Origin of the sequence: Bradyrhizobium sp. 956_D2_N1_4, from assembly GCF_052076025.1 — a bacterium.
Lineage (GTDB): Bacteria > Pseudomonadota > Alphaproteobacteria > Rhizobiales > Xanthobacteraceae > Bradyrhizobium > Bradyrhizobium barranii.
In genome coordinates this window covers 1175209-1201265 of the sequence record NZ_CP197237.1, presented here as the reverse complement: position 1 = coordinate 1201265, position 26057 = coordinate 1175209, and the positions used below count along the sequence as shown (strand labels likewise).

24 protein-coding genes are annotated in these 26057 nt (G+C 64.2%); 10 read left to right on the top strand and 14 right to left on the bottom strand.

What is annotated here, in order from left to right; genetic code table 11:
- Positions 1-3 precede the first annotated feature (3 nt).
- From AB7535_RS05625 to hpaR, 5 genes are all read right to left on the bottom strand, one after another.
- On the bottom strand, positions 4-732 hold the full coding sequence (locus AB7535_RS05625) for an ABC transporter ATP-binding protein (RefSeq protein WP_063986556.1): 729 nt from the start codon (positions 730-732) through the stop codon (positions 4-6).
- On the bottom strand, positions 732-2510 hold the full coding sequence (locus AB7535_RS05620) for a branched-chain amino acid ABC transporter ATP-binding protein/permease (RefSeq protein WP_085403905.1): 1779 nt from the start codon (positions 2508-2510) through the stop codon (positions 732-734). The genes AB7535_RS05625 and AB7535_RS05620 overlap by 1 nt, the downstream gene beginning before the upstream one ends.
- On the bottom strand, positions 2507-3379 hold the full coding sequence (locus tag AB7535_RS05615) for a branched-chain amino acid ABC transporter permease (RefSeq protein WP_071915720.1): 873 nt from the start codon (positions 3377-3379) through the stop codon (positions 2507-2509). The genes AB7535_RS05620 and AB7535_RS05615 overlap by 4 nt, the downstream gene beginning before the upstream one ends.
- A gap of 83 nt (positions 3380-3462) precedes the next feature.
- Positions 3463-4608: an ABC transporter substrate-binding protein gene (locus AB7535_RS05610; protein WP_085403906.1), complete on the bottom strand. Its 1146-nt coding sequence runs from the start codon at positions 4606-4608 to the stop codon at positions 3463-3465.
- A gap of 294 nt (positions 4609-4902) precedes the next feature.
- Entirely contained in the window at positions 4903-5418 is a 516-nt protein-coding gene (gene hpaR / locus AB7535_RS05605) for a homoprotocatechuate degradation operon regulator HpaR (protein ID WP_085403907.1), read from the bottom strand.
- Between the two features lie 111 nt (positions 5419-5529).
- Between hpaR and hpaH the strand changes: the two genes are divergently transcribed.
- The 6 genes from hpaH (at position 5530) to AB7535_RS05575 (ending at position 12121) form a co-directional block, all read left to right on the top strand.
- Entirely contained in the window at positions 5530-6336 is an 807-nt protein-coding gene (gene hpaH / locus AB7535_RS05600; RefSeq protein ID WP_085403908.1) for a 2-oxo-hept-4-ene-1,7-dioate hydratase, read from the top strand.
- 30 nt (positions 6337-6366) lie between these two features.
- Positions 6367-6765 (top strand): 5-carboxymethyl-2-hydroxymuconate Delta-isomerase, encoded by a 399-nt coding sequence (locus tag AB7535_RS05595; protein WP_085403909.1) that lies wholly within the window; start codon positions 6367-6369, stop codon positions 6763-6765.
- Positions 6758-8296 carry a 5-carboxymethyl-2-hydroxymuconate semialdehyde dehydrogenase gene (gene hpaE / locus AB7535_RS05590; protein WP_085403910.1) on the top strand — a complete coding sequence of 513 codons (1539 nt, stop codon included), beginning with the start codon at positions 6758-6760 and terminating at the stop codon, positions 8294-8296. The genes AB7535_RS05595 and hpaE overlap by 8 nt, the downstream gene beginning before the upstream one ends.
- A 127-nt stretch (positions 8297-8423) precedes the next feature.
- Positions 8424-9407 (top strand): 3,4-dihydroxyphenylacetate 2,3-dioxygenase, encoded by a 984-nt coding sequence (gene hpaD, locus AB7535_RS05585; protein ID WP_085403911.1) that lies wholly within the window; start codon positions 8424-8426, stop codon positions 9405-9407.
- A 194-nt stretch (positions 9408-9601) separates the two neighbouring features.
- Positions 9602-10471, top strand: coding sequence for a fumarylacetoacetate hydrolase family protein (locus AB7535_RS05580; RefSeq protein ID WP_085403912.1), 870 nt, complete (start codon positions 9602-9604; stop codon positions 10469-10471).
- 24 nt (positions 10472-10495) lie between these two features.
- Complete coding sequence (locus AB7535_RS05575; RefSeq protein ID WP_439037238.1) at positions 10496-12121, top strand: thiamine pyrophosphate-dependent enzyme; 1626 nt, start codon at positions 10496-10498, stop codon at positions 12119-12121.
- 6 nt (positions 12122-12127) lie between these two features.
- On the opposite strand, the gene AB7535_RS05570 is transcribed toward AB7535_RS05575, so the two are convergent.
- The 5 genes from AB7535_RS05570 to AB7535_RS05550 form a co-directional block, all read right to left on the bottom strand.
- Complete coding sequence (locus tag AB7535_RS05570) at positions 12128-12772, bottom strand: hypothetical protein (RefSeq protein WP_028146918.1); 645 nt, start codon at positions 12770-12772, stop codon at positions 12128-12130.
- Positions 12773-12844: 72 nt separating this feature from the next.
- Entirely contained in the window at positions 12845-13498 is a 654-nt protein-coding gene (gene alkB, locus AB7535_RS05565; RefSeq protein WP_085403914.1) for a DNA oxidative demethylase AlkB, read from the bottom strand.
- Between the two features lie 9 nt (positions 13499-13507).
- Complete coding sequence (locus AB7535_RS05560; RefSeq protein ID WP_085403915.1) at positions 13508-14254, bottom strand: 2OG-Fe(II) oxygenase; 747 nt, start codon at positions 14252-14254, stop codon at positions 13508-13510.
- A 156-nt stretch (positions 14255-14410) separates the two neighbouring features.
- Positions 14411-15097, bottom strand: coding sequence for a DUF2848 domain-containing protein (locus tag AB7535_RS05555; protein ID WP_085403916.1), 687 nt, complete (start codon positions 15095-15097; stop codon positions 14411-14413).
- Positions 15090-16439, bottom strand: a complete 1350-nt coding sequence (locus AB7535_RS05550) for an amidase (RefSeq protein WP_085403917.1) — start codon at positions 16437-16439, stop codon at positions 15090-15092. Before AB7535_RS05550 ends, AB7535_RS05555 begins: the two co-directional genes overlap by 8 nt.
- Before the next feature lie 193 nt (positions 16440-16632).
- Here AB7535_RS05550 and AB7535_RS05545 point away from each other — a divergent pair, with 193 nt between their 5' ends.
- The 4 genes from AB7535_RS05545 (at position 16633) to AB7535_RS05530 (ending at position 20523) form a co-directional block, all read left to right on the top strand.
- Positions 16633-17046, top strand: a complete 414-nt coding sequence (locus AB7535_RS05545) for a Zn-ribbon domain-containing OB-fold protein (RefSeq protein WP_085403918.1) — start codon at positions 16633-16635, stop codon at positions 17044-17046.
- 3 nt (positions 17047-17049) lie between these two features.
- Positions 17050-18189, top strand: coding sequence for a thiolase C-terminal domain-containing protein (locus AB7535_RS05540; RefSeq protein WP_085403919.1), 1140 nt, complete (start codon positions 17050-17052; stop codon positions 18187-18189).
- A 138-nt stretch (positions 18190-18327) separates the two neighbouring features.
- On the top strand, positions 18328-19242 hold the full coding sequence (locus AB7535_RS05535) for an SDR family oxidoreductase (protein WP_085403920.1): 915 nt from the start codon (positions 18328-18330) through the stop codon (positions 19240-19242).
- Positions 19243-19356: 114 nt separating this feature from the next.
- Positions 19357-20523, top strand: coding sequence for an SMP-30/gluconolactonase/LRE family protein (locus AB7535_RS05530; RefSeq protein WP_085403921.1), 1167 nt, complete (start codon positions 19357-19359; stop codon positions 20521-20523).
- A gap of 72 nt (positions 20524-20595) precedes the next feature.
- Here the strand turns inward: AB7535_RS05530 and ppc are convergent, their stop codons facing one another.
- The 4 genes from ppc to AB7535_RS05510 all read right to left on the bottom strand — a co-directional run bounded on the left by ppc (position 20596) and on the right by AB7535_RS05510 (position 25946).
- A complete protein-coding gene (gene ppc / locus AB7535_RS05525; RefSeq protein ID WP_085403922.1) occupies positions 20596-23394 on the bottom strand; it encodes a phosphoenolpyruvate carboxylase in 2799 nt (932 codons plus the stop codon).
- A 122-nt stretch (positions 23395-23516) separates the two neighbouring features.
- On the bottom strand, positions 23517-23921 hold the full coding sequence (locus AB7535_RS05520; RefSeq protein ID WP_071915736.1) for a YccF domain-containing protein: 405 nt from the start codon (positions 23919-23921) through the stop codon (positions 23517-23519).
- A 63-nt stretch (positions 23922-23984) separates the two neighbouring features.
- Entirely contained in the window at positions 23985-25064 is a 1080-nt protein-coding gene (locus AB7535_RS05515; RefSeq protein WP_085403923.1) for a rhomboid family intramembrane serine protease, read from the bottom strand.
- An 87-nt stretch (positions 25065-25151) separates the two neighbouring features.
- Positions 25152-25946 (bottom strand): enoyl-CoA hydratase/isomerase family protein, encoded by a 795-nt coding sequence (locus tag AB7535_RS05510; RefSeq protein ID WP_085403971.1) that lies wholly within the window; start codon positions 25944-25946, stop codon positions 25152-25154.
- Positions 25947-26057 lie beyond the last annotated feature (111 nt).

Here is a 26057-nt window from a genome sequence, read left to right as displayed (position 1 = left end):
CGGTTAAGCATTCACCTTGGCATGGCCGCCGAGATAGGCGGCGCGGATCGCTTCGTTGCCCCAGAGCGCGTCGGGCTTGCCGCCGAGCACGATGCGGCCGGTTTCGAGCACATAGCCGTAATCGGCCACCGACAGGCCCATGCGCGCGTTCTGCTCGACGAGCAGCACCGTCGTGTTGCGCCGGATCTCCGAGATGATCTTGAACACGGCCTGCACGATGACGGGCGCAAGACCAAGCGAGGGCTCGTCGAGCAATAACAGCCGCGGCTTGGCCATCAAGCCGCGCGCAACCGCCACCATCTGCAACTGGCCGCCGGACAGCGTCCAGCCGAGTGCGTTGGTGAACTTCCGGATGTCAGGGAACAGGTCGAACATCGCGTCCGCCTCCCGCGAGATCTCCGAGGTCGGCGCGCGGCGATTGGACGCGCCGAGCATGATGTTCTCTTTCACGGTGAGACCCGGGAAGACCCTGCGGCCTTCCGGCACGTGCGAGATGCCCATGCGGACGATCGCTTCCGGACCAAGACCTGCGATCGACTTGCCGTCGAACAGGATGTCGCCGGAGGTCGGCTTGGCGAGGCCGGAGATGGCGCGCAGCGTAGTGGACTTGCCAGCGCCGTTGGCCCCGAGCAGCGTCACCACCTGCCCCTGCTCCACCGCGCAGGTCACCCCGCGCAGCGCTTCGATCTCGCCGTAGCGCACCACCAGATTGCGGATTTCGAGCAACGGCATCATTCGCTCCCGAGATAGGCGGAGACGACGTCGGGATGACGCAGCACGGCCAGGGATTCGCCGTCCGCGATACGGCGTCCGAAGTTGAGCACGGTGATGTGCTGGGCCGCTTCCGAGACCAGCGTCATGTCGTGATCGATGATCAGGATCGTCAGGCCCTGCGCCGCGATGCGCTTGAGCAGCTCGTGCAGTTCCAGCTTCTCGGTTGAGTTGAGGCCGGCAGCGGGCTCGTCGAGCAGCAGCAGCGTCGGGTTCGAGGCCAGCGCACGGGCAATCTCGATCAGCCGCTGATGGCCGTAGGAGAAGCTCGAGATCAGCTCGTTGGCCCGGCTGCCGAGCCCGACGAAGGTCAGCGCCTCCATCGCCCGCTCGGTCAGGGCGTCGTCGCCCTTCCCGACCATGGTGTTGCCGGGCCGCTCGGCGCCGATCTCGACATTCTCCAGCGCCGTCATCGAACGGAACAGGCGAATGTTCTGGAACGTGCGGCCGAGACCAGACGCCGTGCGCTGATGCGGCGGCATGTGGGTGATGTCGGTGCCGTCGAGCACGATCCTGCCGGCTGTCGCTTCATAGAGACCCGAGAGCACGTTGAGCGTCGTGGTCTTGCCCGAGCCGTTCGGCCCGATCAGCGCATGCACGCCGCCGCGCTTCACGGCGATGTCGACGCCGTCGACGGCCTTGAGACCGCCGAAATGCTTCGACAGGCCGGTGACTTCCAGCACCGTGTCGCCGCCGATCGTCGCCGGCTTCAATTGCAGGGCAGCCGCTGCCGGCGGCGCCTTGATCTTGGCGCGCCAGCGCGTGAAGGCGTCCGCAACAAAGCCCCAGATGCCGTCGGGCATGAAGCGGATGATCAGGATCACGAACAGGCCGTAGATCGCGAGATACAGGCCCGGCACGCTCTTGAGGAAGCGCAGCCATTCCGGGATCAGGATCAAGAGACCCGTGCCGATGGCAGAACCGATCGGCGAGGCCACGCCGCCGAGCAGCGACATGGTCAGGAACACGATCGATTCTGCAAAGGAGAACTGATCGGGGCTGACATAGGCGAAGCCGCCGGCAAACAATCCGCCCGCGAGCCCGCCGAGCAGCGCACAGAGCGCGAAGGCGTAGATCTTGGTGCGGAAGACGTCGATGCCGTTGACGCCGGCCGCAAGCTCGTTGTCGCGCACGGCGCGCATGGCGCGGCCGAGCTTGGTGTCGGAGAGATGCCAGACCAGGTAGCCGACGATCGCCAGCATCGCCACGCAGAAGGCGAGATAGCTCTGCGACGACTGGAACAGGTCGGGACGCTTAATGTTGGGGACGCCGTCGGGACCGCGCGTGAGCCAGATCGCGTTGATCATCACCAGCGTGACGATCTGCTGGAACGAGATCGTCACCATCGCAAGATAATGGCCGCCGAGCCGCAGCGTGGACATGCCGAGGAACGCGCCCGCGAGCAGCGAGATCACGCAGCCGCCGACGAGACACAGCCAGAAGCTGAGCTGCAGATCCGTCGTGCCCATGCCGACCGCATAGGCGCCGAGCCCGAAGAACGCCGCCTGCGCCAGATTGATCTGGCCGCACAGGCCGAGCACGACGGAGAGGCCGAACACCGCGATCGAGAACGTGGTGGCCTGCAGCAGGATGTTATGGACGTATCCGTCGAAGCGCATGTTGGCCGCGAGCGCGACCAGGATCGCCGCGCCGATGAAGTACGGCAGGTGCCGGATCACGAGCGGTTTCGAACGGATGGCGGGCGCCGGAATCGGCATGTTGTCGCTGGGTGCGCTCATGCCTTTTCCGCCACGCGTTCGCCGAAGATGCCTTGCGGCCGGAAGATCAGGAAGGCGACCAGCACCAGGAAGGCGAAGCCGTCCTTGTAGGGCACCGAGATATAGGCCGCACCAAAGGTCTCGATCACGCCGAGCGCAAGACCGCCGATGATGGCGCCGGCAACGTCGCCGAAGCCGCCGATGATGGTGGCCGCGAACGCCTTCAGCGCGATCGTCGAGCCCATCTGGATCGAGACGAACAGCACGGGTGCGACGAGGATGCCGGCAAGGCCGCCAAGCACCGCCGAATAGATGAAGGTGATCATGATCATGGTGGAGACGGAAATGCCGAGCAGCGAGGCCATTTCCTTGTCCTGCGAGGTCGCCTGCAGCTTCTTGCCGAGCAGCGTCTTCTCGAAGAACCAGAAATTGAAGATCACGAGGCAGATGGTGACGCCGATGATCAGGAGATACTGGCTGTCGAGATAGACCGGGCCGACTTGAATGCCGGGCGTTTCAAACCAGCCTTCCAGCACCTGCGGCTGCGGACCGTAGATCGCGAGCACGGAATTGGCGAGCAGGATCGAGGCGCCGATGGTGGCGATGATCACAGGCAGATAGGTGCGGTGACGCAGCGGATAATAGACGCCGAGATTGAAGATGACACCGAGCAGCGCCATGCCGAGCAGCGCGACGATGAAGGCCGCCCAATAGGGCAGACCGGCTTCGACCGCGACGACCATCAGATAGGCCGCGACCATGGAGAATTCGCCCTGGGCAAAATTCACCACGTTGGTGGCACGGAAGATCAGCACGAAGCCAAGCGCGACGAGCGCGTAGACGGCGCCGATACCGATGCCGGTAAAAAGGAGTTGTAGGGCGAGATCCATGACAAGCTTCTGTTGGAGGTCGGATGCGTTCGCCGAAAGACGGTTCGACCTCCCCGATCGAAATCGGGGAGGCCGTTTCAACGTCAGTCGTTGAACTCGATGTGCTTGTCGAAGACGATGCTGCCCTTCTCGTTCTTCACGATGTTGTAGCCGTGGAGACCATCGCCGTTCTGGTCGAAATTGTATTCGCCCTCGGCACCCGGGAACTTCTTGATCGCGAGGATGGCTTCGCGGACCTTGGCCGGATCGGTCGTGCCGGCCTTGTTGATGGCCGCCGACAAGACGCTGATGGCGTCGAAGGTCCAGGAGCTCTGGTTGTCGGGCGCGACCTTGACCGCATCGCGGTAGATCTTGCCGAATGCCTTCGAACCTTCACTGGAATCCTCGGCATAGTCCGCCACGCCATACGTGTTGTAGAGCGCGGGACCTGCGAGCTTCAGCGCGGTGATGTTGACGATCGAAGGCGAGCCGACCCACGGGATGTTGACGCCGAGCTGACGGAGCTGGCGGGCGAAGATGCCGAGATCGTTCTCGAACGTGAAGTAGGAACCGAGGATGTCGGCGCCGGACTGCTTGATCGCGAGCACGACCGGGGTGAAGTCCTGGCTCTGGTTGGCGTAGCCTTGGTCGAGCACCGAGGGGGCACCGAGCTTTTCGAGCGCGGCGGTCAACGCCTTGCCGCCGGCGGTGCCAAAAGCGTCGGTCGAGTGCAGCACGGCCCACTTTTTCTTGCCGAGCGTATTGACGCCGTATTCGGCGATGACGCGACCGGAATAGCTGTCATTGGGGCGGCAGCGGAACAGCCACTGATTGCCCATGTGGGTGAGGTTAGGATCGGTGCCGCCGATCATCACGGGCTTGCCAAGCTTGATCACGTCGGGCGCCATCGCGTGCACCTGGGTCGAACGGATCGAGCCGAGGAACCCGACGATGTCGGACTGCGCGGCGAGCTTGGAGAAAGCGAGCACGATGCCGGGATTGGTGGTCTGGTCGTCCTCGACGATCAACTCGCCTTGTTTTCCCAGGATACCGCCGGCTTTGTTCACAGCTTCGAGCGCGAGCTTGGCGCCCTTGATGGCGTAACCGCCGGATTCAGCGGCGGGACCGGTGACGGGCGCGCACATGCCGATCTTGATGGTGGCGCCTTGCGCATGCGCGCTCTTGATGAGGTATGGCGCGGCAATGCCGGCAGCAATTCCGGCCGCGAAGTCGCGTCTCGTCAGTCTCATTCATTCCTCCCTGGGGCCGGGCATCCTTGTCGGCCCTTCTTGGTCTTGGCTCTATCGCTGAATACAGAACCGGATGCTACTTACGAATTCTGCCGATACGAGTAAATTGATATTGCGCCAACATCGACTAACTGCGCAGAGCGCGCACCCAATAGTGATCAACACCCGCGACGGCTGTCTATTCTCAGCGATTTCTCACGGCATTTTCACGCATTTCGTGGCGATCGCGCTGCCCACGCATTATGCAATGATGACAGTCATGCGTAGTTGGAAAGTGATCATGCAAATTTGCCGTTACGTTTCATCCGTGACGTCACTCGCGCCCGTGGAAGCGAGACACGATTCCAACTGACCGAGCATCTCCTGCAACTCGGCGAGCTTGCGCGCGCCGAAGCGTTGCGTGATCTCGGCGTAGATCGCTTCCGAGGATGGGGCGACCGCGGCCATCAGCTTCACGCCCTCCTTCGAGATCGAGACCATGCTGCGGCGCTGGTCCGCCTTCGCGGTCTTGCGCTCGATCAGATTGCGCGCCTCGAGATCGCGCAGGATGCGCGACAGGCTCGGGCCGAGGAGAAATGCCGTGCGCGCGAGCTCTGTCACCTCCGCGGCCTCGATGGCTGCCAGTGCGCGGAGGATGCGCCATTGCTGCTCGGTCAGGCCGTGCTCGCGCAGCTTGGGACGAAATTGCCGCATCACCGCTTCACGCGCCCTGAGCAGCGACATCGGCAGCGAGCGCGAGAAGTCGCGCATCGGCACCTGCCGTGCGGCGGGCTCACTTCCGTTCGCGGGATCAGCCGGTCTCTTCGCCATGTCGTCCTTTCAAGCCGCAAAATGTTTGCAGTGCAGCAAACCCAAATTGTGTTTGACGCATTCACTTAACATGTTAAGTATCTCCGGGCACCACGATTTGTAAGATCACAGATGGCGCTTTCCAACGACGATATCCAAGCTTGCGCGAACCGTCTGCATCAGGCGGAGAAGACCCGCACCCAGATCCGGCAGCTCTCGCAGGATTTTCCAGGCATTACCATCGCTGACGCCTACGCGATTCAAAAGGCCTGGGTCGACCTCAAGCTCGCGGAGGGCCGCACCGTCAAAGGCCACAAGATCGGCTTGACCTCGAAGGCGATGCAGAGCGCGCTCAATATCGACGAGCCGGATTCAGGCGTGCTGCTCGACGACATGTTCTTTGCCGATGGCGGCCTTGTCCCGACCGAGCGCTTCATCGCCACGCGCGTCGAGGCCGAGCTCGCCTTCGTCATGAGCAAGCGCCTCGCGGGGCCGGACTGCACGATGTTCGACGTGCTCAACGCCACCGACTTCGTCGTGCCGGCGCTGGAAATCCTGGACACGCGCATCGAGCGCGTCGATCCCAAGACCAAGGCGACGCGAAAGATTTTTGACACCATCGCCGACAACGCGGCGAATGCCGGCATCGTGCTCGGCGGACGGCCGATCCGCCCGCTGGACGCCGACCTGCGCTGGATCGGCGCGCTCTGCTTCAGGAACGGCCAGCTCGAGGAGACGGGCCTTGCCGCCGGCGTGCTCAATCATCCCGCGACTGCGGTGGCCTGGCTCGCCAACAAGATCGCGCCGCTCGGCCTTGCGCTCGAGCCCGGGCAGGTCGTGCTCGCCGGCTCCTTCATCCGTCCGATCGAGACCCGCAAGGGCGACACAATTCAGGCCGATTATGGCGCCTACGGCTCGGTGAGCTGCTACTTCGCTTAGACGAACAAAAAAACAGGGAGTGAAACCGCGATGCCGCATTTCACCATCGAATATTCGGCCAATCTCGACGGCCGCCTCGACATCGGCGCCGTCTGCGAGGTGGTGCGGAAGGCGGCAGTCGAGACCGGCATCTTCCCGCTCGGCGGCATCCGCGTCCGCGCTGTCAGGTGCGAGCACTACGCGATCGCGGACGCGCGGCAGGACTACAGCTTTCTCGACATGGTCCTGCGCATCGGCGAAGGCCGCGACCTTCCCACGCGTCAGAAAGCCGGCGAGCACGTCTTCCAGGCGCTTTCAAAACATCTCGATCCCGTCTTCGCCGCCAGCAAGTTCGCCCTGTCGTTCGACATGCAGATCAACGACAAGGACACCAGCTGGAAGCGCAACAACATCCACGACGCCCTGAAAGTGGAGGCTGCCCATGGATAAGCCCACGCCGAAAGCCGATGTGTTCCAGGCCAATCGCGACCGCGCAGCACCGCTGCTGAAGAAGCTGCGGGCCGACGGCATCGGCCACATGATCGACGGCAAGATCGTCGCCTCGATCTCCGGTGAGACATTCGAGACGAAGTCGCCGGTCGATGGCGCCACGCTCGCGAGCGTCGCACGCGGCAACGCCGAGGACATCGACGCCGCAGCCACCGCCGCTGCGCTGGCCTTCAAGTCCTGGCGCGACATGGGACCGGCGATGCGGAAGAAGCTGCTGCACCGCGTCGCCGACGCGATCGAGGACAATGCCGAAGACATCGCGGTGCTCGAATGCATCGACACCGGCCAAGCCTATCGCTTCATGGCCAAGGCCGCGATCCGCGCCGCCGAGAATTTTCGCTTCTTCGCCGACAAATGCGCCGAGGCGCGCGATGGCCAGAACACGCCGAGCGACGAGCACTGGAACGTCTCGACCCGCGTGCCGATCGGCCCGGTCGGCGTGATCACGCCGTGGAACACGCCGTTCATGCTCTCGACCTGGAAGATCGCGCCGGCACTGGCCGCGGGCTGCACCGTCGTGCACAAGCCGGCCGAATGGTCGCCGGTGACGGCCGCCGTTCTGGCAAGGCTCGTCAAGGAAGCCGGCGTTCCCGACGGCGTGCTCAACACCGTGCACGGTTTTGGCGAGGAGGCCGGCAAGGCCCTGACCGAGCATCCCGCGATCAAGGCGATCGGCTTCGTCGGCGAGAGCGCGACGGGATCGGCGATCATGGTTCAGGGCGCGCCGACCTTGAAGCGCGTGCATTTCGAGCTCGGCGGCAAGAACCCGGTGATCGTGTTCGACGACGCCGATCTCGACCGCGCGCTCGATGCCGTCGTGTTCATGATCTACTCGCTCAACGGCGAGCGCTGCACGTCGTCGAGCCGTCTGCTGATCCAGCAAGACATTGCCGAGACATTCATCGAGAAGCTGACCGCGCGCGTGAAGGCACTCAAGGTCGGCCATCCGCTCGATCCCGCCACCGAGATCGGGCCGCTGATCCACGAGCGGCACCTGGCCAAAGTGTGCTCCTATTTCGACGTCGCGCGGCAGGACGGCGCGACGATCGCAGTCGGCGGCAAGGCCTATGACGGCCCGGGCGGCGGACATTACGTCGAGCCGACACTGGTGACCGGCGCAACCGGCAAGATGCGCGTGGCGCAAGAGGAAGTGTTCGGCCCCTTCCTCACCGTGCTGCCCTTCAAGGACGAGGCCGACGCCATCGAGATCGCTAACGACACCCGCTACGGCCTGACCGGCTATGTCTGGACCAACGACGTCGGCCGCGCACTGCGCGTTGCCGACGCGCTGGAGGCCGGCATGATCTGGCTGAACTCGGAAAACGTCCGCCATCTGCCGACGCCGTTCGGCGGCATGAAGGCCTCAGGCATCGGCCGCGATGGCGGCGACTACTCGTTCGACTTCTACATGGAAACCAAGCACGTCTCGCTGGCGCGGGGCACGCACAAGATTCAGAAACTGGGAATTTGATTGTCATTCCGGGGCGCGCGGAGCGCGAGCCCGGAATCCATTCATCCACCAACTCTGCTGCGCGATGGATTCCGGGCTCGGCTCTGCGAGCCGCCCCGGAATGACAGAAGACCGAGGGGAAACGCCGATGCCCGTACCGCAACACATCTTCGAACCGCCGTTCAACATCATCCGCTCCAGCCACGTCGTGCTCGACGTGACTGACCTGAAGCTCAGCCGCGAATTCTACGAGACCACCGTCGGCCTGCATGTCGAGGATGCCGACGACAAGGTCGTCTATCTGCGCGCAGCCGAGGAGCACCAGCATCACTCGCTGGTGCTGCGCAAGGCGGCGGTGCCCGCCTGCGCCCGGCTCGGCTTCAAAGTCGGCAACGACAAAGACCTCGACAAGGCCGCCTCCTTCCTTTCGGAGAACGGTCTCTCTTACGCCTTCGTCGACCAGCCCTTCCAGGGCCGCACGCTGCAATTCACCGACCCCTTCGGCTTCCAGATCGAGCTCTACGCCGCGATGGACCGGCGCCCGCATCTGCTTCGCCGCTACGATCTCTACAGGGGATGCCATCCACAGCGGCTCGATCATTTCAACGTCTTCGCCGCCGAGGTGCAGGACACCGTCGAGTTCTACGCGCGGCTCGGCTTCCGCCTCACCGAATATGCCGAGGAGGACGGACCGAACGGGCGCATTGCGGCTGCCTGGATGCATCGCAAGGGCAATGTCCACGACTTCGCCATCACCAACGGCAAGGGCCCTCGCCTGCACCACTTCGCCTACTGGACGCCGACGGCGATGAACATCATCCATCTCTGCGACGTGATGGCCTCGCAAGGCTTCGTCAAGAACATCGAGCGCGGCCCGGGACGCCACGGCATCTCGAATGCGTTCTTCCTCTACGTGCGCGACCCCGACGGGCACCGCCTCGAACTCTACACCAGCGACTACTTCACCGGCGATCACGACCACGAGCCGCTGCGCTGGTCGCTGCGCGATCCGCGCCGCCAGACGCTGTGGGGCGCGCCGGCGCCGCGGTCCTGGTTCGAGCAGGGCTCGCCGTTCAGCGGGCAGGCCGTGCGTGAGCCGAAGTTCGTCGCCGACGTGCTGGTGGCGGATTAATGCCGATGACAGGCAAAGCCTCTCTCTTCGTCGTCCCTGCCTAGTGCGCAATTGCGCACGGGAGCAGGGACCCATAACCACAGGGAGGAGTTTGGTGAAGACCCGTTGTTCGGTACTCCTACCTCATCCAATCGATAGATTCCGCGGTATGGGTCCCGGCGTTCGCCGGGACGACAGGAAGTGAAGAGTCACCAATGAAGCTCCCTCGCCTCGCCACCTATTCCGTCAAGGGTGAAACCAAGTACGGCGCCGTCCTTGAGGGCGGCATCGTCGATCTCTCCGCACGCCACGCAAAAGACTATCCGACGCTGCGCGAAGTGATCGCCGCCGGAAAGCTCGTGGGCCTTGCCGAGGAGGCAGCCAGCCTGACGCCAGACCATGCGCTCGGCGACATCACCTGGCTGCCGCCCGTGCCCGCGCCGGAAAAGATCATCTGCATCGGCGTCAACTATCCCGACCGCAATGCCGAGTACAAGGACGGCCAGGAGGCGCCGAAATATCCGAGCATGTTCATGCGCTCGCCCCGCTCCTTCGTCGGCCACGAGACGCCGCTGGTGCGCCCGCGCGCGTCAGCGCAGCTCGACTACGAAGGCGAGATCGTGCTTGTGATCGGCAAGGCCGGCCGGCACATCGCGGAAAGTGCCGCGCTCGACCACATCGCGGCGCTCACGCTCTGCAACGAAGGCTCGGTGCGCGACTGGCTGCGCCACGCCAAGTTCAATGTCACGCAGGGCAAGAATTTTGATTCCAGCGGCAGCCTCGGCCCGTGGCTCGTGCCCTACACGCGGGAATCGCAGATCGCCGACATTCGTCTGACCACGCATGTCAACGGCGAGCTCAGGCAGGAGGACCGGACCAGCCGGCTGATGTTCCCGTTCCGCTATCTCATCAGCTATATCTCGACCTTCGCGACGCTGGTCCCCGGTGACATCATTGTGACGGGCACGCCGACAGGTGCCGGTGCGCGGTTCGATCCGCCGCGCTATCTGACGCCCGGCGATGTCATCGAGGTCGAAGCCGAAGGCATCGGCATGCTACGGAATGGCGTCGTCGACGAAGCCTGACAACAATCGAAATGGAATAGTGCAATGACCACCCTCACCGGCGGCGAAGCGATCGTAAGCGGCCTTGTCGCCCACGGCGTCGACACCGTGTTCGGCCTGCCCGGCGCGCAGGTCTACGGCCTGTTCGACGCCTTCCACCAGGCCCAGCTCAAGGTGATCGGCGCGCGGCACGAGCAGGCCTGCGGCTACATGGCGTTCGGCTATGCGCGCTCCAGCGGCAAGCCCGGTGTGTTCAGCGTGGTGCCCGGCCCCGGCGTGCTCAACGCGAGTGCGGCGCTGCTGACCGCCTACGGCTGCAACGAGCCGGTGCTGTGCGTCACCGGCCAGGTGCCGACGCAATTTCTCGGCAAGGGCCGCGGCCATCTGCACGAGATGCCGGACCAGCTCGCGACCTTGCGCACCTATGTGAAGTGGGCGGATCGGATTGAAACGCCCGGCAACGCGCCGACCACCGTGTCGCGCGCCTTCCAGGAAATGACGTCCGGCCGTCGCGGCCCCGCCTCGGTCGAGATGCCCTGGGACGTCTTCACCCAGCGCGCGGACACCTGTGCCGCGAAGGTGCTGGAGCCGCTGCCCGCGCCACTGCCCGATCCTGATCTGATCACCCAGGCGGCCGCGGTGATCAGGAGCAGCAAGGCGCCGATGATCTTTGTCGGCAGCGGCGCGATCGAGGCGCGCGACGAAATCCTCGAGCTCGCCGAGATGATCGATGCACCCGTCGTCGCCTTCCGCAGCGGGCGCGGCATCGTCTCCAACGCGCATGAGCTGGGGCTCACGATGGCTGCCGCCTACAAGCTATGGCCGAAGACCGATCTCATGATCGGCATCGGCTCGCGGCTGGAGCTGCCAACCATGTCGCGCTGGCCGTATCGTCCCGACGGATTGAAGAGCATCCGCATCGACATCGATCCCGTCGAGATGCGGCGCTTCATCTCCGACACCGCCATCGTCGCCGATGCCAAGACCGCGACCGCCGATCTGATCCAAGCGGTCAGCAAGGCCGGCTACGGCAAGTCCGCCGGCCGCCGCGCCGCGATCCGCGAGGCCACCGCGACCGCGCTGGCAGAGATCCAGAGCATCCAGCCGCAGATGGCCTATCTCAACATCCTGCGCGAGGTGCTGCCGGCGAACGCGATTGTCACCGACGAATTGTCGCAGTTCGGTTTCGCGTCCTGGTACGGCTTTCCGATCTACGAGCCGCGCACCTTCATCACGTCAGGCTATCAGGGAACGCTCGGCTCGGGCTTCCCGACCGCGCTTGGTGCCAAGGTGGCCAATCCCGACAAGCCCGTGGTGGCGATCACCGGCGACGGCGGCTTCATGTTCGGCGTGCAGGAGCTTGCCACCGCCGTGCAGTTCAACATCGGCGTGGTGACGCTGGTGTTCAACAACAACGCCTATGGCAATGTCCGCCGCGACCAGCGCGAGCGCTTTAACGGCCGCGTGGTCGCGTCCGATCTGGTCAATCCGGATTTCGTCAAGCTCGCGGAGTCCTTTGGTGTGGCGGCCGCGCGTGTCACCGCGCCGGACCAGTTCAAGGCGGCGATGGAAAAGGCGCTGGCCCATGACGGGCCATATCTGATTTCGGTGGAAGTGACGCGGGATTCGGAAGTCAGCCCGTGGGCGTTCATTCATCCGCCGAAGCCGTAGAGCTTCTCACGGGCTCTTCCCAGTCGCCGCCTCGCCCGGCGAGCCGATCATGTCATCGGCCACGCGAGAAATCAGGTCCTCGATACCGGTGGGAAAACTTATGCCGTGAGCATCCTCGTCAGCCATGTATACGATGGCGCGCTCCGGCCTGGAAGGTATCCAAAACTCGTACTTGGCGCGCCACAATACCAAATGAGCAAAAAGCGTCTGCAATCTTACTGAGAGCTCTTTGGCCTGTTGTTGTCTGCCTCCGCCTTTGAAATAATCGTCCTTCGAAAGCCAATCGATGATTTGCAAGTTCAGTGGGTACAAACAGTTGCTCGTATAATTGCGGATGACGCCATGCTCTAACTTCTGTCGGTCGTCCAAAGAGAGATATCCGTGGGCAAGAACGTTGTCATACGACCCATCTAGCTCCGGATGAGCACGAGTGATTTCGTCGCAGAGCCGCCGTGCCAGCGCGTTCTGTATAATGAAGGCCTTCCTCGTCGCCAGCAGCAGGGATAGCAGGTGAACAAGCTGAGCGCGCCGCGCAGTACGGGCCGCCCTCCATTGAAGAGCACTTTCGATCGCAAGCTTCGAGACATACCCCAAGGCTGCAATCACAGCACCGATCAGCGCCGTGCTCAGCCATCCCGGTATTTGCTGCATGGGCCCCTCGACTTTCGTACTCGGGTAGCCCCAAGTCTAGCCGATTTCCTGCGAGCAAGCACTCTGCTTGATTCACCGCGTCCTGCGGAACGTCAGATTGATCCGCTGCCGCCCGAGCAGGGCGTGCTCGCCATCGGCGAGCGGCGCGACGCCGTGATAGGCGAGTCGGCTCGGCCCGCCCCAGACCACGACGTCGCCATGGACGAGCCGGAAGCGGCGTGACTTGTCGCTGCGCGCCAGGCCGCCAAACAGGAAGGTCGCGGGCAGCCCGAGCGAGACCGAGACGATCGGGGCCGAATAGTCCAGCTCGTCCTTGTCCTGATGCAGCGACAGCCGCGTGCCGGGTTCGTAGCGATTGACGAGGCAGGCGTCGGGCGCAAAGTCGGTGAACCCGCCCTGCTCCGCCGCGCCTCGAGCCAGGTCGCGAAGCACCGTCGGCATCTGGGGCCATGGCGCGCCGGTTCGCGGATCGATCGGATCATAGCGATAGCCGGTGTGATCGGTGATCCAGCCGCGCTCGCCGCAATTGGTCATCGCCACCGACATCAGGTGGCCGCCGGGCGTGGTCATGCGGCGGAACGGCGACTGCGCCACGATCGCGCGCACGGCGGCGATCAGCTCGCTCTCGATCGGCCTGACGAATCCGCGCAGCAACACGGCGCCGTCGGCGATCTCCTCACGCGACGGCTGTGCCTCGGCGGCCGTGTCGAACAGATCACCCGTCAATCGCAGCGCTCATTTGGCATCATGGAAGATCACACCCAGCGTATGACGCTGGCCGGACCTGATCCGGCTGACGCCATGGCGGAGATTAACGCGGTAGGTGCCGCGTGTCCCCTGCACCGGGCGGTGATGCACGGCAAAGGCCACAGCGTCGCCCTGCGCCAGCGGCACGACCTCGGCGCGCGACTGCATGCGCGGGCGCTGCTCGGTCAGCACGAACTCACCGCCGGTAAAATCGCGTCCCGGCTCGGACAAGAGGATCGCGACCTGGAGCGGAAACACGTGCTCGCCATAGAGATCCTGGTGCAGGCAGTTGAAATCGCCGGTCTCGTACTGCAGCAGCAGCGGCGTCGGCCGCGCCTGGCCTGCCTCGTGGCAGCGCTTGAGGAACGCCGCATGCGCGGCTGGATAACGGATGTCGATCCCCATCGCCTCGTTCCAACGATTGGCAACGCCCTGAAGATGCGCATAGAGCGCCGGGCGGAGCTCCGCGATCAGATCGGGCAGCGGGTAGGAGAAATATTTGTACTCGCCACGGCCAAACCCGTGGCGGCCCATGACGATGCGGCTGCGGAAGCCCGCATCATCGGGATAGAGCGCGGCGATGGCGCGGCATTGGTCCGGCGTCAGCAGATCCTTCAGGACGGCGCTGCCCTGGGCATCGAGCTCGACGGTGATTTGAGGCCAGTCGAGGGCGTCGACGTGGGTGGCGAGGTCGACTGAGGGCTTAGGGGGTGATTTGCGTGCCGTTGCTGTCATGACTGCCACCTTCGCAAGACCGGCCCGCCCTTTGCCACCCGATTCCCGACTATCTCCTCGTCATTGCGAGCGCAGCGAAGCAATCCAGAGTCTTTCCGCAGAGGGATCCTGGATTGCTTCGTCGCAAGGGCTCCTCGCAATGACGGCGGAGGGGTATCAGCCTCGCACCGGCAGCGTCGTCACGTCGTACCCGTGCTTGATCGTCCGTTTCAGCACCGGATCCTCGAGCTCGAACTCGAACCGGTCCGCCGGGCGGATGCCGCCCTTGGCAGCAAAGGTGCCGCCGAACATGGCGCAGCCGTCGGGGAACTTGCCACCCTCAAAGCCGCGCGCGATGAGGTCGGCGACCGGCAGCATCGCGTCCAGCGTGCCCTCCTGGTAGAGCACGCGCTCGCCCTTGATGGTGGCGTAGGAGCGCAGGATCATCCTGTCCCAATGACCGATGACGTCCTCGAGCTCCCAGAGCGTGGATGCGACCGGCTTGTCGCACATCTGCTTGGAGACCGTGACGTTGTAGGCCTCGACCTTGCGGTCGGTATGGTCGGAGCCGCAGCCGACGAAGATGCGGCCCTGCCAGCCGATCAGCACGAATTCGACCTCGCCGGAGGAATCGCCGCCACAGCATTCGATGCCGTCTTCCTGGGTCAGCCGGCGCGCCGAGGCGCGGTAGTAGATCGGCGTCGAGGCCGGCGGGGCGATGCCCATCTCTTGCAGCTCGGCGATGTGCTTGTCGCGCGCGACGGGATCGCGGCCGGTCCAGCCCGCAATGACCATCTGGTCGATCGCCAATGTCAGCGGCGTGGTGGTGTCCTGGGCGTCAACGGTGAAAGTCAGGTCAAACACGAATTACGGCCTCCATGCCGGCAGCAAGCTCGAAAATACGACGGTCAGATCCGCCCGCGCCCGCCAGCATCAGGCCGACAGGAACGTCACCCTCGCGATGCGCGGGCAGCGAGATGGCGCAGCCGTCGATCATGTTGATGAGGGTGCAATTGCGCAGCGCCCGCAGGTTTTCCCTGGTGAACGCCTTGTCATCGGCGAGATCGGAAATCTTCGGCGGCGTGTTGGCGGTGGTGGGCAGCACCAGCGCGTCATAGGGCGCGACGCGCGCATTGACGCGCACGATCAGCGAGCGGCGCTCGTTGAGGAGATCGATGTAATCGGCAGCGCTCTGCGCCTCGCCGCGCATGATGCGCACGGAGACCCTGGGGTCGTAGACGTCGCCCTTGGCCGTAATGAGGTAGCGATGCCAGGCATAGCTTTCGGACGCCGCAAAGCCGCCCTTGGCGTTCATCGGGCCGATGTCGTGAAATTCGGCCATCTCGATCCGCTCGATGATCGCACCGTGATCGGCGAGGCTCTTGAGCGCGCGCTCGAACGTCGAGGCCACGTCCGCATCGAGATCGTCGAGCGCAATCGTGGTCGGCACTGCGAGCCGCATGCCCTTTACCGGCCGCGGCTTCAGCGGGACGATCGGCTCGTTCGCGAGCACGGCATCGAGAATGGCACAGCAGCTGACCGACCGCGCCAGCGGCCCGATGCTGTCGAGCGAGAAGGACAGCGGCACGGAGCCGTCCAGCGGCACGCGGCGCTGCGTCGGCTTGTAGCCGACGATGCCGTTGAAGGCGGCCGGAATCCGGCAGGAGCCGCCGGTGTCGGTGCCGAGCGCGCCATGCGCCATGCCGTCGAGCACGGACACCGCGGCGCCCGAGGACGAGCCGCCGGGCACGTGTCCCTCGGCTCGGTTCCAGGCGCCCTTCGGCGTGCCGTAATGCGGATTGATGCCGATGCCGGAATAGGCGAACTCGGTCATGTTGGTCCGCCCGATCACGACGAAGCCGGCCTTGCGCAGCCGCGCCACCGTCGCGGCGTCCTGATCGGCCGGCGCAGAATCGTCGAGCGCGCGGGAGCCGGCGCGCGTGACCTGGCCCTTGATGTCGAAGAGATCCTTGATCGAGACCGGGATACCGGCATAGCGCGACGGCGCCGCCTTGGCCTTGCGCAAGCCGTCCATCGCATCCGCGGTTGCGAGCGCGGCGTCCTTGTCGACGTGGATGAATGTGCGTTGGCCCTCGCCGGCCGGGTCGGCGATCCTGGCGAGGCATGCCTCGACCAGCTTGCGGGAGGTCGTGCGGCCGCTTTCGAGGTCGTCGGCGAGTTTCGCCAGTGTCGGAAAATCGGGCATGTCTGTCTCACGGAATATTGCGCGCGCAATCTATAGCGCCGCCTCGGTTCGACACAAGCATTGTGCGCATGATGGCATGCATGCGCATTGCTGGACCGTTGACGCGCGATGGTCGATTGTCGCATCAAGATCGAAACAGCCAGGCGTGAAGCCCAGGCATTAGCAAGAATTGCCTTTGGGAGGGTTTTCCGACATGGCCGAACCGCAGCGCGCGCGCCCGAAACCGACGCCGGAGACCCAGCATTTCTGGGACGGCACGAAAGCGGGCGAATTGCGTTTGCAGCGCTGCGACGCCTGCGCGCATGTCTATTTCCCGCCGCGCCCGTTCTGCCCGTCCTGCGCCTCGCGCAAGGTCAGCATCTTCAAGGCGAGTGGCAACGGTTTCCTCTACAGCTACGTGATCAATCATCGTCCCGCCGCTCCCGGCTTCACACCGCCTTATGCGATCGCGGTGGTCGAGCTTGCCGAAGGACCGCGGATGATGAGCAACATCATCGACTGTCCGCAGACGCCGGAGGCGCTGGAGCTCGACATGAAGCTCGAAGTCGCCTTCCAGGCGCTCGACGACAAGATCACCCTCCCCGTGTTCCGTCCGGCGAAGGGATAGGCCATGCGCAGCAACCAGGTTGCCGTCGTCGGCGCGGCCGAGACCACCGAGCTCGGTGTCATCCCCAATATGTCGCAGCTCCAGCTCCACGCGGATGCGGCGCTCAACGCCATCGCGGATGCCGGGCTGAAACTCTCCGACATCGACGGCTTTGCCACCGCGGTCGAAACGCCGCAGCAGGTCTGCCATTATCTCGGCATCAAGCCTACCTGGGTGGACGGCACCTCGGTCGGCGGCTGCTCCTTCATGCTGCATGTTCGCCATGCCGCCGCGGCGATCGAGGCCGGTCTCTGCAAGACCGTGCTGATCACCCATGCCGAGAGCGGCAAGTCGATGATCGGCAAGGCGCCGCGCTCGATCCCCGCCGACAGCCTGCAAGGACAGTTCGAGGCGCCCTACGGCATCTACGGGCCACCCAGCATGTTCCCGATCCCCGTGCTGCGCTTCATGAAGACCTACGGCATCACGCATGAGCAGCTCGCCTCGGTGGCGGTGGTGCAGCGGGAATGGGCGGCCAAAAATCCCCGCGCGATGATGAAGGACCCGATCACGGTCGCTGATGTCCTCAACTCGCGCATGATCGCCTATCCGTTCCGGCTGCTCCAGTGCTGCCTCGTCACTGACGGCGGCGGCGCGCTGATCCTGACCTCGGCCGACCGCGCCAAGGATTTTCCGAGGAAGCCCGTCTACATCATGGGCACCGGCGAGAGCGTGGAGACGCCGATGGTCAGCCAGATGGAAACGTTCAACTCCTCGCGCGCGTTCAAGACTGCCGGCCCCCTCGCCTTTAAGGAAGCCGGCATCGCGCACCGGGATGTCGACCATCTCATGATCTACGATGCGTTTGCGCATCTGCCGCTGTTCGGCCTTGGCGACCTCGGCTTCATGCCGCACGAGGAAACCGGCCAATTCATCGCGGATGGCAACACGCGCCCCGGCGGCAAGCTGCCGCTCAACACCAATGGTGGCGGCCTGTCCTACATGCATTCGGGCATGTACGGCATGTACGCACTCCAGGAGAGCGTACGCCAGATGCGCGGGATTGCCCCGGCCCAGGTGCCGAATGCGAAGATTTCGGTGTGCCACGGCGTCGGCGGCATGTTCGCGGCATCAGGCACGATCGTGTTTACGAACGAGAGGTAACGACTGTCATTCCGGGGCGTCGCGTCAGCGACGAGCCCGGAATCCATAACCACGATCGGGAGTATGGATTCCGGGCCTGCGCCTTGCGGCGCATCCCGGAATGACGGCGGAAATTGGAACGGCTAGCGGAGAACCCACATGAGCAAATCACTTCAAGACAAGGTCATCATCGTCACCGGCGCGGGCCGCGGCATCGGGCGCGAGATCGCGCTGCTCTGCGCGGCGGAGGGCGCCAAGGTCGTCGTCAACGACCCCGGTGTTGCCGCCGACGGCGCCGGTTCCAGCGCTTCGCCCGCCGAGGAGGTGGTCGACGAGATCAAGAAGCGCGGCGGCATCGCGGTGCCCAATTTCGAGTCGGTGGCGGAGGCTGTCCCCGCCAGCAAGATCGTGAAGACCGCGACCGATCATTTCGGCAAGCTCGACGGCGTCGTCAACAATGCCGGCATCTTGCGTGACATGATCTTCCACAAGATGAGCGTGGAAGCGTTCGAGGCCGTCATCAAGGTTCACCTGATGGGCTCGTTCTACGTCAGCCACGCCGCGGCGCGGATCTTTCGCGAGCAGGAGAGCGGCTCCTTCGTGCACTTCACCTCGACCTCCGGCCTGATCGGCAATTTTGGCCAAGCCAACTACGCCGCGGCCAAGCTCGGCATCATCGGCCTGTCAAAGTCGATCGCGCTCGACATGGGCCGCTTCAACGTCCGCTCCAACTGCGTCTCGCCGTTCGCCTGGACCCGCATGATCGGCACCATCCCGACCGAGACCGAAGCCGAGAAGGCGCGCGTCGAGAAGATCAAGCAAATGGGACCGGAGAAGATCGCGCCGATCTGCGCCTATCTGCTCTCCGATGCCGCCAAGGACGTCTCCGGGCAGATCTTCGGCGCACGCATGAACGAGCTGTTCCTGTTCAGCCAGAACCGCCCGCTGCGCTCGGTTCATCGCAGCGAGGGCTGGACGCCGCAAACGATCGCGGAACACGGCATGCCGGCACTGAAGGGCTCGTTCTACAAGCTCGACCGTTCGGCCGACATCTTCCCCTGGGATCCCGTCTAGCCGTTCTCCCAGCTATTGTTGCATTGCGATCTCCGGTTGTCCGGCCGGAGATCGCCCGCATTACGCCCGATTGCGGGCGAATGGTTTCCTTCCAACAAAAAACGGGAGGCGACTATGACAAAATCACTGACCAATTCTGCCGATACTGACGAGCCTTGCCTCGGGCGCCGCACCCTCTTGAAGGGCGCGGCGGCTGCAGTAGCCGCGACGGGCGTCACCATGAACGCAGCCCTGGCGGCCTCCGTCACGCCGTTCGGCCAGACCGGCACTCCGACGATATCGACGGCCCCGTTGCCCTTGGGACCGCTTCCCGGCAGCCGCTACCCGGACTCCCGTCTGGAATCCGCGAAGAAGGGGCCGCCAACGTTCGGGCCTGCCGACTTCCCGGCCTTCGCCGGCACCATGGCGGTCGAGCGTGTTGCAACCGGCTTCCGATGGGCCGAAGGTCCCGTGTATTTTGCAGCCGGACGATATCTGCTGTTCAGCGACATCCCCAACAATCGCATCATGCGCTTCTCGGAGGATGACGGTCATACCAGCGTCTACCGTCAACCCTCGATGAACTCGAACGGCAACACGATCGATCGCGAAGGACGCCTGATCACGTGCGAGCATAGCGGGCGGCGTGTGACGCGCACCGAACTCGACGGCTCGATCACCATTATTGCCGACAAATTCAATGGCAAACGACTGAACTCGCCGAACGATGCGGTCGTTACCGCCGATGGCGCGATCTGGTTCACCGATCCGGCCTACGGCATCGGTGGCTTCTATGAGGGCATCAAGGCCGACCCCGAGCAGGAGAAGAAGAACGTCTACCGCGTCGACCCGAAAACCGGCGACGTCAAGGTCGTCATCGACGATTTTGTGGAGCCCAACGGGATCACCATCTCGCCCGACGAGAAGAAGCTCTACATCTGCGAGACCGGGTTCACGGACGGACCGGACAACCCATCGCATATCCGCGTGTTCGACCTCGACGTGGCGGCGGGGAAAGTGTCGAACAGCAAGGTCTTCGCCGAGATGCCAAAGCCAAGCATCACCGACGGCGTCCGCTGTGACACCGAAGGACGGGTCTGGTGTTCGGTGGGCTGGGGCGATCCGAACGAAGACGGCGTGCGCTGCTATACGGCCAACGGCCAACTGCTTGGCAAAATTCACATCCCGGAAACCGTCGCCAACCTGAGCTTCGGCGGGCAGCAGCGAAACAGACTCTATATCTGTGGCTCGACATCGCTCTATGCTGTGTACACCGGTGTGCAGGGCGCACTAAAGCCGTGAACATCAACGAATAGCGAATGGTGAGTAGCGAATAGTCGGCAGCGGCACGCCTTCTGTTCGCTACTCGCCCTACTACCCCGTATTCCGCAATCCGGCCGAAATGCCGTTGATCGTGAGCTGAATCCCGCGCAGCACCTGCTCGTCCGGGTTCTGCGCGCGATGCTCCTTGAGCAGCTCGACCTGCACGTGGTTGAGCGGATCGAGATAGGGGAAGCGGTGGCGCACCGAGCGCTCCAGCAGCGGGTTGCCCTGGAGCAGCCGGTCCTGGCCCATGATGTCGAGCAGCGTCTCGATGCAGGAATGCCATTCGCGGCGGATCCGGCCGAAGATTTTTTCGCGCAAGGCTTCGTCCGGCACGAGCTCGGCATAGCGCGAGGCGATCGCGATCGAGCTTTTCGCCAGCACCATGTCCATGTTCGACAGCAGCATGCGGAAGAACGGCCATTCCCTGTAGAGCTCCTTCAGGAACGGCATGCCCTTGTCGGGATGCTCCGCGATCCACTGCTCGACCGCGCTGCCAAAGCCGTACCAGCCGGGCAGCATCAGGCGGCACTGCGCCCAGGAGAACACCCACGGAATGGCGCGCAGATCCTCGATCGCCCGAGTCTTCTTGCGCGAGGCGGGACGGCTGCCGATGTTCAGCGTCGCGATCTCGTTGATGACGGTGGAGGCCCAGAAGTAATCGACGAAACCGTCGGTCTCGTAGACGAGGCCGCGATAGGCCTTGAAAGCCAAATTTGAAAGCTCGTCCATCGCGGTGAGATATTCGCGGCGCGGCGCGCTCTGGCGCGGATGCAGCAGGCTCGCCTCCAGCGTCGCGGCAGCGAGGATCTCCAGATTGTTGCGGCCGACTTCGGCGTTGGAATATTTCGACGAGATGATCTCGCCCTGCTCGGTGATGCGGATCTGCCCGTTCACCGCGCCGCCGGGCTGGGCGATGATGGCGTCATAGCTCGGGCCGCCGCCGCGGCCGACCGAGCCGCCGCGACCGTGGAACAGGCGCAGTCGCACGCTGTGGCGCTCGAACACGTCGACGAGGCCGATTTCGGCCTTGTAGAGCTCCCAGCCCGAGGTGACGAAGCCGCCATCCTTGTTCGAGTCGGAATAGCCGAGCATGACCTCCTGCACGCTGCCGCGGCTGTCGACGAGGCGGCGGTAATCGTGCAGCGACAGCATGCGATCCATGATGGCGCTGGAGGCCTGCAAATCCTCGATGGTTTCGAACAGCGGCACAATGTTGATGGCGCTGCGCCCGGAGGGATGAACGAGGCCGACCTCCTTGAGCAGCACGGCCACCTCGAGCATGTCGGACATGCCCTTGCACATCGAGATGATGCATTGGGGAATGGCGTCCGAGCCGAACTTCGCATGCGCCTCCGCGGCGGAATGGAAGACGTTGAGCTCGCCCATGGTCTCGTCGCTGTATTTGACGAATGGCGAGACCAGCGAGCGCGTGCTGCGCAATTCATTGGTGAGCAGCGAGATGCGCGCGTCCTCGCCCAGCGCGAGATAGGACATGCCGGGATTGGCGGCGTCCATCAGCTCGGCGATGGTACGTTCGTGCACAGCAGAATTCTGGCGGATGTCGAGCCGCGCCAGATGGAAGCCGAAGCAATCCACCGCACGCCGCAGCAGCCGCAGCCGGCCGCGGGCGATGACGCGGGCATTGTTGGAGATCAGCGAACGGTGCAGCACATCGAGATCGGCCTGCAGCTCCCTGACGGTCTCGTAGGGCCTGCCCTTGCCGACCGGCCGGCGCGTGATCTCGACCTCGAGCTTTTCGGCCGTCGCCGTCAGGCGCGCATAGATGCCGGAGACCGCGAGACGATAAGGCTCGCCGCTCCGGTGCGGCGAGGTGTCGGGCGAGCGTTCCGCCAGCGTCCGCAGCTCCTCGGAGACGTCGGCGAGGTGCGCCGCGATCGACAGCTCCGAGCCGAGCACATGCAGCTCGTTGAGATAGAATTGCATCACCCGGCTCGACTGCAGCCGCAGCGTCCCGCGCATCACGTCGGCGGTGACGAAGGGATTGCCGTCGCGGTCGCCGCCGATCCAGCTGCCCATGCGCAGGAACGAGGCGAGCTCGCTTGCAGCCGCCTCGCCAGCCTCCTCCAGTCGGTCTTCGAGCACGTTGACCAGCCGCGGCACCTCGCGCAGGAAGGTGTAATCGTAGAACGACAGGCCGTTGGCGACCTCGTCGAGCACGGTGAGCTTGGTCCGGCGCAAGAGATTGGTCTGCCACAGCGTCAGCACCTCGCGGCGAAGCTGCTCGTCGCTGGCAGCGGCCTCGTCCGCGGTGAGCGCTACACGCTCGCGGCGGTCCAGCAGGCTGGCGACCTCCATCTCGCGGTCCATGGTGCTCTTGCGGCGGACCTCGGTCGGGTGCGCGGTCAGGACCGGGCTGACCAGCGCGGTCTTGAAGAAATTGCGCAGCACATCGGAGCTGATCCCGGCGTCCCTGGCATGGGCCAGCGTCTCCGCCAGCACGCCGGAACCAGAGCTCTGGGCGGCACTGCGGGCGCGCATCTGGCGAATGTTGTTCTGGTCCTCGGCGATGTTGGCGAGGTGGGAGAAATAGCTGAAGGCGCGGACGATCCGCACCGTCTCGGAGGTCGACATGCTGTCGAGGATCTGCTCGAGCTCGCGACGGGCGAGCCGGTCCTCGTCGCGGTGGAACCGGATCGAGGTCTGGCGAATGCGCTCGACCAGGTCGAACAACTCAGCACCTTCCTGGTCGCGCACGGTGTCGCCCAGGATACGCCCGAGCAGGCGGATGTCGTCACGCAGCCGCGCATCTGCCTCCAGCGCCTGGGCGTCCTCAGCGCGGTTCGCGCGGTTGTCGATGGCGTCGGGTGGCACGGTCTGGAGGGACATGGCTCGCTTCCTTGTTCGAGCTCGCTTCGCTGCCCGGCTCCGCCGAGTGTGCAAGTTTTTTGCCGCAGCGCAAGATGAAGTTGGGGGCGGCGCACACTGAAAGGGGCGATCACTCCTTGCGGCTAGGCCGGCACGATCACCTTGCCGATCGGCCAGAGCGCGATCCCCGCGAGCTTCAGATGGGCCCAGGCAAAGGGAATGCCGATGATGGTGACGGCGAAGATCACGGCTGTCAGCACGTGGCCGAGTGCCAGCCACCAGCCGGCCAGCACGAACCAGATAATGTTCCCGATCACCCCGAGCGGGCCGGTGCCGATATCGCCCATACCGGTGACCTCGTCGCGGTTGACCGCGCGCGAGCCGAACGGCAGCAGGGCGTAGACCGCGATGTTGAACGCCGCCCGCGCCCAGGGAAGGCCGATGATGGTAATGGCCATGATGACGGAAGCCACCAGCCAGCCGAATGCCATCCAGGCACCGCCGATGAGAATCCAGATCACGTTGAGCAGAATGGAAACGGGGGCCATTAGATTTAGGAACCTTGGGATGATCCGGGGTCAATGAGCCCTCTTATAGCACGACCTCCGCGGTCATAGTCCATGACGCCGGCTGCGTTCGGCACGCAGCGATGTGCCGACAAATCCGACATCCTCGATCCCGCGCGAAATTTCCCTTGCGCAGAGCCACAGCGTCACCGCGGCGGCACCGATCGCGGCCAGCCCCGAGATCAGAACAGGATTGGGACAGAATATGACGAGAAGATTATCGAGTGGAGCGGACCCGGTTGGCCAGCGCGGACTGCAAGAAGATGCCAGAGCCAAACCGCACAGCAGGACGGTGACAGCATTCGCTCCAGCCAGGGCGACCACGACGATCGCAAGACCCTTCTTCATGGAGAGGACGAGATCAACCACCTTCACGACCGCACAGCATGCGACCACGACAACGATGGCCAGGCCCCATCCGGAAATCCCGGCGGCGATGGCCTGACCGCTCCAAGCCCACGCAGCAGCAACACAGGCCAACAGAGTGAGATTGACCTTCACGGCTTCGGGAAATTTGCAACGAAGCGCGTAAGGATTCGCCTTCTCGATGAGGTCCAGCAATGCGCAGGCGATCAATCCGGCCGCAAAGCCGCCGAGATGGACGCCCCAGTCGATCCGCGAATTGCCGAGCGCAAACGCGATGTTCAATCCGATGTTGATGGCGAAGAAGTCGAACCTGACGTCGAGCTTGCCGAGGATCCACAGGCAGAGCAGCGCACCCAAAATGCCCGACGTGGCGCCGGACGCGCCGACGGTCAAATAGGGCGTGGAATGGATGCCATTGCCGATGACGGCGCCGAACACCATCGCGCAGAGATAGATGATGAGGAAATAGGCCGGTCCCACTCGCCGCTCGAGATGTCCGCCCCACAGCACGAGGCACAACATGTTCATGGTGAGGTGGACGAAGTTGACATGCAGGAAGCCATAGGCGAGCAGGCGCCAGTACTCATGCCGCGCGATTGCGCCCGAATACATGCCGCCATAGCGATACAGCAACTCTGCCGGCGCCGCCGGACTGCCTGCCTGGATGAAGCAGAATCCCGACGCCAGGACGGTCACCGTCATTAGCGCGTAAAGGGCCGCATGAGGAACTTCGAAGAAGCTGGCGCGGTATGAGGGCATCGGCGATCGCAAGCGGTTGGCGTGGGAACGTCAACCTAGCCGAGCCGATTACTGATTGCTACTCCAGCGTGCGCGATCAGGCGGCGCCTACCGCCCCTCGAACTTCGGCTCACGCTTCTCCATGAACGCCTTCATGCCCTCGGCCATGTCCTGTGTCTTGAACAGCGGCAGAAGCTGGAGGTAGACGTGGTGAACGTGATCGGAGAAGTTCTCGTTGAGGCCCATCCGCATCATGCGCTTGGAGGCCTGCACCGCGAGCGGCGCGTTGGCTGCGATTTCGCGGGCGATGGCGCGGGCGCGGCCCATCAAGTCGGCATCCGGCACGACCTCGTTGGCGAGGCCCCATTCCAGACACTCGCGGGCGCTGAGCGTCCGGCCGGTGAAGATCAGCTCGGAAGCCTTGGCCCAGCCGAGCATCCGAGGCAGCAGCCAGGTGCCGCCGGATTCCGGCACGACGCCGCGCTTGACGAAGGCCGCCGCAAGCTTCGAGGACTCCGCCATGATGCGGATATCGCAGCCGAGCGCGGTGTCCATGCCGTAACCAGCGGCGCCGCCGTTGACGGCGCAGATGGTCGGCTTGTCCATCGCCTGAAGCACGGTCGGCGGCGTGTTGCGCAGATTGATCGTGGTCGGCGAAGACGCGGCGCTGAGGCCATTGCCGTCGCGCTCCTTGCGCAAATCGAGGCCGGCGCAGAATGCCCGCCCCTTGCCGGTGAGGATCACGACCCGGACGTTGCGGTCCTCATTGGCCTCGGTCAGCAGCCGCGCCAGATCGTTCAGCATCGGGCCGGAGATCGTGTTCATGCGCTCCGGCGCATTCAGCGTGATCACCGCGATGTGGTCGGCGACCTCATAGAGGACTTCGTTTGCGGCGTCGGTCATGATCATTCGTTCCTGTGTTCGTAGCCCGGATGGAGCGAAGCGAAATCCGGGGTCTTTCTGACGCGAGCACCGCCCCGGATTGCGCTTCGCTCCATCCGGGCTACAAGGCTT

What these genes read in the sequence shown, in the direction of transcription:
- AB7535_RS05625 (WP_063986556.1), bottom strand. Translation starts at nt 732, where the DNA reads ATGCCGTTGCTCGAAATCCGCAATCTGGTGGTGCGCTACGGCGAGATC.
- AB7535_RS05620 (WP_085403905.1), bottom strand. Translation starts at nt 2,510, where the DNA reads ATGAGCGCACCCAGCGACAACATGCCGATTCCGGCGCCCGCCATCCGT.
- AB7535_RS05615 (WP_071915720.1), bottom strand. Translation starts at nt 3,379, where the DNA reads ATGGATCTCGCCCTACAACTCCTTTTTACCGGCATCGGTATCGGCGCC.
- AB7535_RS05610 (WP_085403906.1), bottom strand. Translation starts at nt 4,608, where the DNA reads ATGAGACTGACGAGACGCGACTTCGCGGCCGGAATTGCTGCCGGCATT.
- hpaR (WP_085403907.1), bottom strand. Translation starts at nt 5,418, where the DNA reads ATGGCGAAGAGACCGGCTGATCCCGCGAACGGAAGTGAGCCCGCCGCA.
- hpaH (WP_085403908.1), top strand. Translation starts at nt 5,530, where the DNA reads ATGGCGCTTTCCAACGACGATATCCAAGCTTGCGCGAACCGTCTGCAT.
- AB7535_RS05595 (WP_085403909.1), top strand. Translation starts at nt 6,367, where the DNA reads ATGCCGCATTTCACCATCGAATATTCGGCCAATCTCGACGGCCGCCTC.
- hpaE (WP_085403910.1), top strand. Translation starts at nt 6,758, where the DNA reads ATGGATAAGCCCACGCCGAAAGCCGATGTGTTCCAGGCCAATCGCGAC.
- hpaD (WP_085403911.1), top strand. Translation starts at nt 8,424, where the DNA reads ATGCCCGTACCGCAACACATCTTCGAACCGCCGTTCAACATCATCCGC.
- AB7535_RS05580 (WP_085403912.1), top strand. Translation starts at nt 9,602, where the DNA reads ATGAAGCTCCCTCGCCTCGCCACCTATTCCGTCAAGGGTGAAACCAAG.
- AB7535_RS05575 (WP_439037238.1), top strand. Translation starts at nt 10,496, where the DNA reads ATGACCACCCTCACCGGCGGCGAAGCGATCGTAAGCGGCCTTGTCGCC.
- AB7535_RS05570 (WP_028146918.1), bottom strand. Translation starts at nt 12,772, where the DNA reads ATGCAGCAAATACCGGGATGGCTGAGCACGGCGCTGATCGGTGCTGTG.
- AB7535_RS05560 (WP_085403915.1), bottom strand. Translation starts at nt 14,254, where the DNA reads ATGACAGCAACGGCACGCAAATCACCCCCTAAGCCCTCAGTCGACCTC.
- AB7535_RS05550 (WP_085403917.1), bottom strand. Translation starts at nt 16,439, where the DNA reads ATGCCCGATTTTCCGACACTGGCGAAACTCGCCGACGACCTCGAAAGC.
- AB7535_RS05545 (WP_085403918.1), top strand. Translation starts at nt 16,633, where the DNA reads ATGGCCGAACCGCAGCGCGCGCGCCCGAAACCGACGCCGGAGACCCAG.
- AB7535_RS05540 (WP_085403919.1), top strand. Translation starts at nt 17,050, where the DNA reads ATGCGCAGCAACCAGGTTGCCGTCGTCGGCGCGGCCGAGACCACCGAG.
- AB7535_RS05535 (WP_085403920.1), top strand. Translation starts at nt 18,328, where the DNA reads ATGAGCAAATCACTTCAAGACAAGGTCATCATCGTCACCGGCGCGGGC.
- AB7535_RS05530 (WP_085403921.1), top strand. Translation starts at nt 19,357, where the DNA reads ATGACAAAATCACTGACCAATTCTGCCGATACTGACGAGCCTTGCCTC.
- ppc (WP_085403922.1), bottom strand. Translation starts at nt 23,394, where the DNA reads ATGTCCCTCCAGACCGTGCCACCCGACGCCATCGACAACCGCGCGAAC.
- AB7535_RS05520 (WP_071915736.1), bottom strand. Translation starts at nt 23,921, where the DNA reads ATGGCCCCCGTTTCCATTCTGCTCAACGTGATCTGGATTCTCATCGGC.
- AB7535_RS05515 (WP_085403923.1), bottom strand. Translation starts at nt 25,064, where the DNA reads ATGCCCTCATACCGCGCCAGCTTCTTCGAAGTTCCTCATGCGGCCCTT.
- AB7535_RS05510 (WP_085403971.1), bottom strand. Translation starts at nt 25,946, where the DNA reads ATGACCGACGCCGCAAACGAAGTCCTCTATGAGGTCGCCGACCACATC.